The sequence below is a fragment of the Acinetobacter sp. YH12134 genome, assembly GCF_013418555.1.
GTDB classification, from domain to species: domain Bacteria; phylum Pseudomonadota; class Gammaproteobacteria; order Pseudomonadales; family Moraxellaceae; genus Acinetobacter; species Acinetobacter indicus.
The window spans coordinates 144,761-152,053 of the sequence record NZ_VPBT01000005.1; the positions used below are offsets into that span (position 1 = coordinate 144,761).

At 37.4% G+C, this 7,293-nt stretch carries 7 protein-coding genes; all 7 read left to right on the forward strand.

The annotated features are described in order from the left end of the window. The first annotated feature begins 1 nt into the window (after window position 1). Complete coding sequence (lpdA, locus tag FTU69_RS05680) at window positions 2–1,402, forward strand: dihydrolipoyl dehydrogenase (RefSeq protein WP_075166715.1); 1,401 nt, start codon at window positions 2–4, stop codon at window positions 1,400–1,402. Window positions 1,403–1,413: 11 nt separating this feature from the next. Continuing rightward, window positions 1,414–2,199, forward strand: a complete 786-nt coding sequence (locus FTU69_RS05685; protein ID WP_180103586.1) for an acetoin reductase — start codon at window positions 1,414–1,416, stop codon at window positions 2,197–2,199. A 21-nt stretch (window positions 2,200–2,220) separates the two neighbouring features. Beyond that, window positions 2,221–3,279: a 2,3-butanediol dehydrogenase gene (locus FTU69_RS05690; protein WP_005105897.1), complete on the forward strand. Its 1,059-nt coding sequence runs from the start codon at window positions 2,221–2,223 to the stop codon at window positions 3,277–3,279. Between the two features lie 107 nt (window positions 3,280–3,386). Then, window positions 3,387–3,920, forward strand: a complete 534-nt coding sequence (locus tag FTU69_RS05695; RefSeq protein ID WP_257223602.1) for a hypothetical protein — start codon at window positions 3,387–3,389, stop codon at window positions 3,918–3,920. Beyond that, the gene (locus tag FTU69_RS05700) at window positions 3,920–4,876 is read left to right on the forward strand and encodes a DUF3883 domain-containing protein (protein ID WP_257223603.1); all 957 of its coding nucleotides are present in this window, start codon (window positions 3,920–3,922) and stop codon (window positions 4,874–4,876) included. The genes FTU69_RS05695 and FTU69_RS05700 overlap by 1 nt, the downstream gene beginning before the upstream one ends. Further along, a complete protein-coding gene (locus FTU69_RS05705; protein ID WP_180088856.1) occupies window positions 4,877–6,241 on the forward strand; it encodes a hypothetical protein in 1,365 nt (454 codons plus the stop codon). Between the two features lie 646 nt (window positions 6,242–6,887). Beyond that, a partial coding sequence (locus FTU69_RS05710) for a helix-turn-helix domain-containing protein (protein ID WP_180103587.1) occupies window positions 6,888–7,293 on the forward strand: 406 nt, incomplete at its 3' end.

Below are 7,293 nucleotides of genomic sequence, written 5' to 3' on the forward strand. Positions count from 1 at the left end.
CATGTCAGATACACAATTTGATCTTGTGGTTATTGGTGCTGGTCCTGGAGGATATGTCGCTGCGATTCGCGCAGCGCAACTGGGATTAAAAACGGCAATCGTTGAAAAACAACACTTAGGCGGAGTATGTCTTAATTGGGGATGCATTCCAACCAAGGCATTATTGAGCGGGGCTGTGCTTGCGCAGCAGTTCAAACATGCAGGGCAGTTTGGCTTTACGCTTAACGCGATTGATTTTGATATTCAAAAACTGGTCCATCATAGCAGACAGGTTTCTGAGCAACTGGTGCAAGGTATCGGTCAACTATTGAAAAAAAATCAAATCACTGTTTTTAACGCAGCAGCCCAGTTTATTGCCAAAGAGCAATTAGAGCTTACAGATGCGAATGGTCAAAAACAGCAGATTTCTGCACCGCATATTATTGTCGCAACAGGCGCACGTGCGGCCAATTTGCCTCATATTCCTGTAGATGGCCATCAGGTCTGGAGTTATAAAGAGGCTTTAGTTCCGGAACAATTACCAAAATCTTTACTGGTCATTGGTTCGGGGGCTATAGGCAGTGAGTTTGCAAGCCTATACCAAGACTTAGGCTGCCAAGTCACCTTGGTTGATATTGCAAAGCAGATTCTTCCTAGCGAAGACATTGAAGTTGCGAAGTATGTACAAAAGCAATTTGAACAGCAGGGTATGCAGGTTTTAACCGAAGCGACTGTAAAAAAAATAGAAACTGATCAGGCTCAAGTACATTGTCATATTGAAACTGCCACAGGTGTACAAATCATTACTGTTGAAAAGGTGCTTTCAGCTATTGGCGTAAAACCGAATGCTGAAAATCTTGGCCTAGAAGCTTTGGGAATTGAATTTGAGAATGGTTTTATTAAAGTCGACTCATGGTGTAAAACCAATGTAGTGGGCATTTATGCAATTGGTGATGTCGCAGGCGCACCGTGTTTGGCACACAAAGCCAGTCATGAAGCCATTCTTTGTGTGGAGAAAATTGCAGGCCTAAGTCATGTACATGCTTTAGATCGTACACAAATTCCGGGCTGTATTTTTACCCATCCGCAAGTGGCCAGTATTGGTTTGACAGAACAGAAAGCGAAAGCTGCGGGCTTGAATATCAATGTGGGTAAGTTTCCTTTGCAAGCCAATGGTAAGGCATTGGCTTTGGGCGATAGCGCAGGATTTGTTAAAACCATTTTTAGTCAGGAAACAGGTGAATTGTTGGGTGCTCACATGGTTGGGCATGAAGTCACCGAACACATCCAAGGTTTTGCGATCGCAAAATATCTAGAAGCAACCGATGAAAGCTTAGCACAGGTCATTTTCCCTCATCCTACTTTATCTGAGGCGATGCATGAGTCGGTCTTGTCTGCGATGCAACGTGCAATTCATATCTAAGGAGTCGCAACATGCCTAGAGGTTTAAACAATAAAGTTGCATTAATTACGGGTGCGGCACAAGGTATTGGACGCGGTATTGCCTTACGTTTAGCACAAGAAGGTGTTCATATTGGATTGGTCGATCTTCACCAAGAAAAGTTAAATAGTGTTCAAAAAGAGGTTGAAGCCTTTGGCGTAAAAGCCTCCACATTTATTGCGGATATTTCAGATCCAATACAAATCAGTGACGCTATTAATCATGCAGAATCGACACTTAATGGTTTTGATATCATGATTAATAATGCAGGTATTGCACAAGTCAAAGCTTTGGCAGAAGTAACGCCGAGTGAATTTACCCAAATTATGAATATCAATGTCGGTGGTGTACTTTGGGGGATTCAAGCCGCAGCAAATAAATTTAAACAACGCCAACAGGCTGGAAAAATTATTAATGCATGCTCAATAGCAGGTCATGAAGGTTTTGCTTTACTCGGTGTTTATTCGGCAACTAAATTTGCAGTTCGTGCATTGACGCAAGCTGCGGCTAAAGAATATGCTAGTGCTAAAATTACGGTAAACAGCTATTGTCCGGGTGTTGTTGGTACAGACATGTGGGTCGAAATAGATCAGCGGTTCTCTGAAATTACAGGTGCACCAATTGGTCAAACGTATAAAAAATATGTAGATGGTATTGCTTTAGGACGTGCTGAAACACCAGATGACGTGGCTGCATTAGTTGCATTTTTAGCCAGCGAGGATGCAAACTATATTACAGGTCAGTCTATTTTGACAGATGGTGGAATGGTTTACCGTTAATATCAACATAAGGAATACACAATGAAAGCAGCTCGTTTTTATGATCGAGGGGATATTCGAATTGAAGATATTCCTGAACCGAAAGTACTTCCAGGCACAGTTGGAATTCAAGTTGCATGGTGCGGTATTTGCGGTACAGATTTACATGAATTCATGGAAGGCCCTATTTTTATTCCACCTTGTGGTCATCCACATCCAATTTCGGGAGAATCTGCACCTGTAACAATGGGACATGAATTTTCAGGCGTGGTTTATGCAGTTGGTGAGGGTGTAGACGATATCCAAATTGGACAACATGTCGTAGTTGAACCCTATATTATTGCGGATGATGTCCCGACTGGCCCCAATGATAAGTATCATTTATCAAAAAATATGAACTTTATTGGTTTAGGCGGACGCGGTGGTGGTCTTTCTGAAAAAATTGCAGTTCAGCGGCGTTGGGTTCATCCTATTTCAAATGATATTCCTTTAGACCAAGCAGCATTGATAGAACCTTTATCTGTCGGTCATCATGCCTATGTCAGAAGTGGCGCAAAAGCTGGCGATATCGCACTGGTTGGTGGAGCAGGCCCAATAGGCCTACTTTTATCAGCCATTTTAAAGGCCAAAGGTCTTACGGTTATCATCACTGAACTGAGTGCAAAACGTAAAGAAAAAGCGATAGAGGCTGGTGTTGCCGATTATGTATTGGATCCATCTCAGGTTGATGTGGTAAATGAAGTAATGAAAATTACTCAAGACCGCGGTGTAGATGTTGCTTTTGAGTGTAGTAGTGTGAATAAAGTTATGGATACACTCGTCGCAGCGATGAAACCAACTGGTGTCGTTGTAATTGTTTCTATTTGGAGCCATCCTGCCACGATTAATGTACATAGTGTAGTGATGAAAGAACTAGACATTCGTGGCACGATAGCTTACGTCAATGACCATCAGGAAACTATTCGTTTGGTTGAGCAAGGTAAGATTAATCTAGAACCTTTTATTACCCAACGGATTGCATTAGATGATCTTGTTTCTAAAGGCTTTGAAACATTGATTCATAATAATGAGTCTGCTGTAAAAATTATTGTTCATCCGTAGTAACGCCTAATTTCAAAGGGCTTTGTTGCATAAATATGTAAGCATCTGATTTAAATAAATTTAATTTTGGATCAAAAAATAATCAAAACTTTTAAAATCATATAGTTATGAAATCTTTGTGCAACAAAGCCGTTTTGAGATTAGCAGATATAACTAATAACAGAATAGATTTATCAGATTTACGTTATTTAGTTATTGATGAAAACTCTATTGCTAGATATCAATTAATCAAAAATGATATTTTAATTACTCGTGTAAATGGTAGCACTGATATTGTAGGTAGTTTTACTTATTGCGCTGATGATATTAAAGCAATCTACTGTGATCATTTTATTCGTATGCGCCTTAATCAGTTATGGATTGATTCAGAGTATTTATCAACTATTGGTAGATCAAGATTAATACGCTCTCAAATTGAATCACTTTTCATTACAACTGCAGGTCAGAAGACAGTCAATCAAAAGCATATTGGGTCAATATTAGTTCCTTTATTTACAAAAAATCAGCAAATAAAGATTGTTCAAAAAGTTAATCAACTCTTTTCTATGATTGAACAGCTTCAAGTTTTACAAAGTAAATTACAGAAAACCAAACTTCATTTAGCAGATGCTTTGGTGGCGAATGCAGTGGAGGGGGTGTGATGGGATCAATTGATACTAAATATAGAAATAATCTACCTGTTTCTGATGCAACAGAAGAACTAGTGAAATTTATTGAGTCTAAAGGTGGAAAAAATGTGCATGACAGCCGCCATCAGAGACAAATTAGTAAAAATGGCTATGCTTTAGCGGGCGGTCTGGTTTATGAGTTCCCTTATAGAAAGGGTTTAATGATTCAATTAAATGCTGATCTTCCAAGCATTTATGTGAAAAGCATTTTGCCAAATGGACAACATATTTTTGATGTAGTCCCTGAAGTTAGAAGTTTTCACAAACATGGTAAAGTCTATAGTGAAAATAAAAAAGGTGACTCTAAGAAAGGATATCATGCAGCATTAGATCACGAGGACTGGCTTGCACCAAGTCATGACAATCCTGTTGTTCTCTTGAGCCTTATAGAGATTGATATCGCTAAACAAATTGTAGATTTAATATGTAGCAATGGTGCGATATGCAAAAGAGTTGAACTTTCGCCAGTAACTTTAAAAAAATCAGATAAAGAATTATCTCCTGAAGACCTCTTAAAAAAGCTCGAACGCCAATCTGAAATTGGTGCTAGAGGTGAAGAGCTTCTCTTTGAAAAATTAAAAGTAGATTTTGGAGTTGAAAGCGATCCTAAAAAATCTTTAATTCATACCAGTAAAGAAAATTCTTCCGCAGGCTATGACATTGAATATCACTTTGAAGATGAACATCGTTATATTGAAGTGAAAACCACAATCCAAAATGCAGAAGCAGATTTTTTCTTTAGCATTAATGAGTACAACGTGCTTGAGGTGAAAGGCGATGAAGGTTATCTTTATAGAGTCGTGCTAGATCCCGATCTCAGCACAATAGTTACTTTAGAAGAAAGAAAAAATCCTTTTGGCGATAAAGATACAAGCGATTTTAAAGCGATTGCGTTTAAAGCAAGTTTAAAAGATTTTGAGAAAAAATAAATGGAACGTGGCGAACTAATAAAATCTGCGGCTTTTTGGCTGAATATGTTTAAAAATGATATTAATACTTTGGGTGGTCTTATAGGTATTACTTACAATTCTGGTCATTTTGATCAGTGGTTTAGTCTATATAATAAGAAGATAGAAATTACGAGTAATAGCATTGCTAATATTTTAAGTTCTTTGGATTGGCAAACTTGTCTAAAGTTCTGCTTAGATATGTCTAAAAAAATGCCAGAACCCGTTTTATATAATATGGTTATGTTTTTTTATGACGATAACATACCCGCTATTTGTTTAGACTCACGTAAAGAGATCATTGCGAATTTACCTGAATATTTTTGTGGTTCAGATTCAAGAGTTAAATTTTTAAGGAAATATTTTTATATTTCACAATATCAAAACTATACTAGTAAAAATAGCAACCCATCAAAATTCAATCAATTAATTGAGCTTGTCGATAATCAAAATGCATGGTCATTGGATGAGTTATTTGAATATGTTGGTGCTTATAACTGTGCAACTTGGACTTTTAGAGGGGTTATTCTAGGTATTCTCGATCCTAACTTTAGAACAGAAGAAGATAATTCCAAATTAGTCGCTACTTTCAATAATATATTAACTAAAGATAGCTGTAGCTTAGTACCAAACAAAGAAAAATCAAAATATCGTACTAGGTACAAGTTTGTCGAAGTCAGAAAAACTACAAGTAAAGTTCCTCAAAGGCTGATTTTTGGAGCAAAAGGCGTAAAACCAAACTTTGGCATCACCGATGTAATTGATGGTGACATCAATCTAGTTGCTAATGATGGTGAGGCACTCATTTATGATCAAAAAATAGAAGATAGTTTAAATTGGTCTGAACTATTGGAATGGTGGGAAGATTACAACTTAGATTCCAAAATTTCTCTTAAAAAACGTCTTATTGAGTCATTAGATTCAGAGCCTGAAATTTTGTTCTTTAAAGCATATTTCCAAATTTTTTATTCTCAACTGGATAAAAATCTACCCGCACTAATTCCACAGGTTTACGTAGCATATGATCCAATTTCGGCTAAAGACCTTCCAAATGGAAAAACTCGAATCAGGCAACGTATAGACTTCCTTATGATCTTGCCAAATCTAAAACGAGTGATTATCGAAATTGATGGAAAACAGCATTATACAAAAGAAGATGGTCGAGCAGATACCAAACGATATGCTGACATGGTTAGAGTAGATCGTGAGTTACGTTTAAGAGGGTATGAGGTTTACCGCTTCGGTGGTGCGGAGTTCTATAATGATCAAAATACACTCGAAGATAATGCGGTATCAGTTGTAAAAGATTTCTTTACAGCATTGTTTAAGCAACATGAAATTCTTTAATTTTTAAAACATAAAAATTCTAGTTATATCTATATGATTTTTAATTATTATTTTATCACCTAGGCGTTGGTAGGCTAATTTCAATGAATAAGTATCTAACGCTTGTAGGCTGATAAGTAATTGATTAATCTTATTTTTAGCAAGTAGTGTTTAGTGATGTTTTGCTTTTGCTAAGATCTAGTATATGTCGGTTGAACTTGCTTATGTTTCGAGAGCGGAGGAAACAGCCTAATTTTTTAGGCAAGTAAAATATACAAGTCAAAAATCCTTTTCAGTTGCGTTTCTCTTGTACGCAGGCGATACAAGAATCATCAGCCCAGTTCAAAAAAGAATTGGGCTGATTCATTTAGTAAAGCTAATTATGACATTTTGCCAAAGCGGTTTTTATTTCGTTATTAGCTTTATTTTTTGGCAATTTCATTTTTAGCTTTAATTTCTACTAAAAATTTCAAAATTAACTTTTATGGACACAAAGAGACCTATGAACTTAATGTATCATGTACTCAATTTAACATAATATACATTATACGAAATATAGCTGTAAGCCCAAAGTAGAAATGTCCGGTTTCTCCAAAGTAAAAATGTCCGCTTTTAGAATATGCACTTTTGCAATTTTCTTAGCGGACGGTTTGATATGTTGGTGTCTATGTCGGATAAAGAACTTAAACGATTGTCGGTCTTGCAGGAAATCTGTGATCAACGCATAACCCAGTCCCAAGCTGCTCAGCTACTTCATATTTCAGAGCGTCAGATCAGACGTTTATTGCAAAAATACAAAGCTCAAGGCCCAGCTGCATTAGCCCATGCCGGTCGTGGTCAAATCAGCAATTCCAGGCTTCCTGAAGAACTCAAACTCAAGTGCCTCAATATTGTTTCTGATCAACTGCATGGTTTCGGACCCACTTTAGCGCATGAAAAGCTCACCACCGTTCATGGCTTTGATATTTCAGTGGAAACACTGCGTTCCTGGATGATTGCAGCCGATTTATGGATTCCTCGCGCCAAGCGTCTGAAACGCCCGTATCAGCCTCGTTATAACCGGGACTGTTATG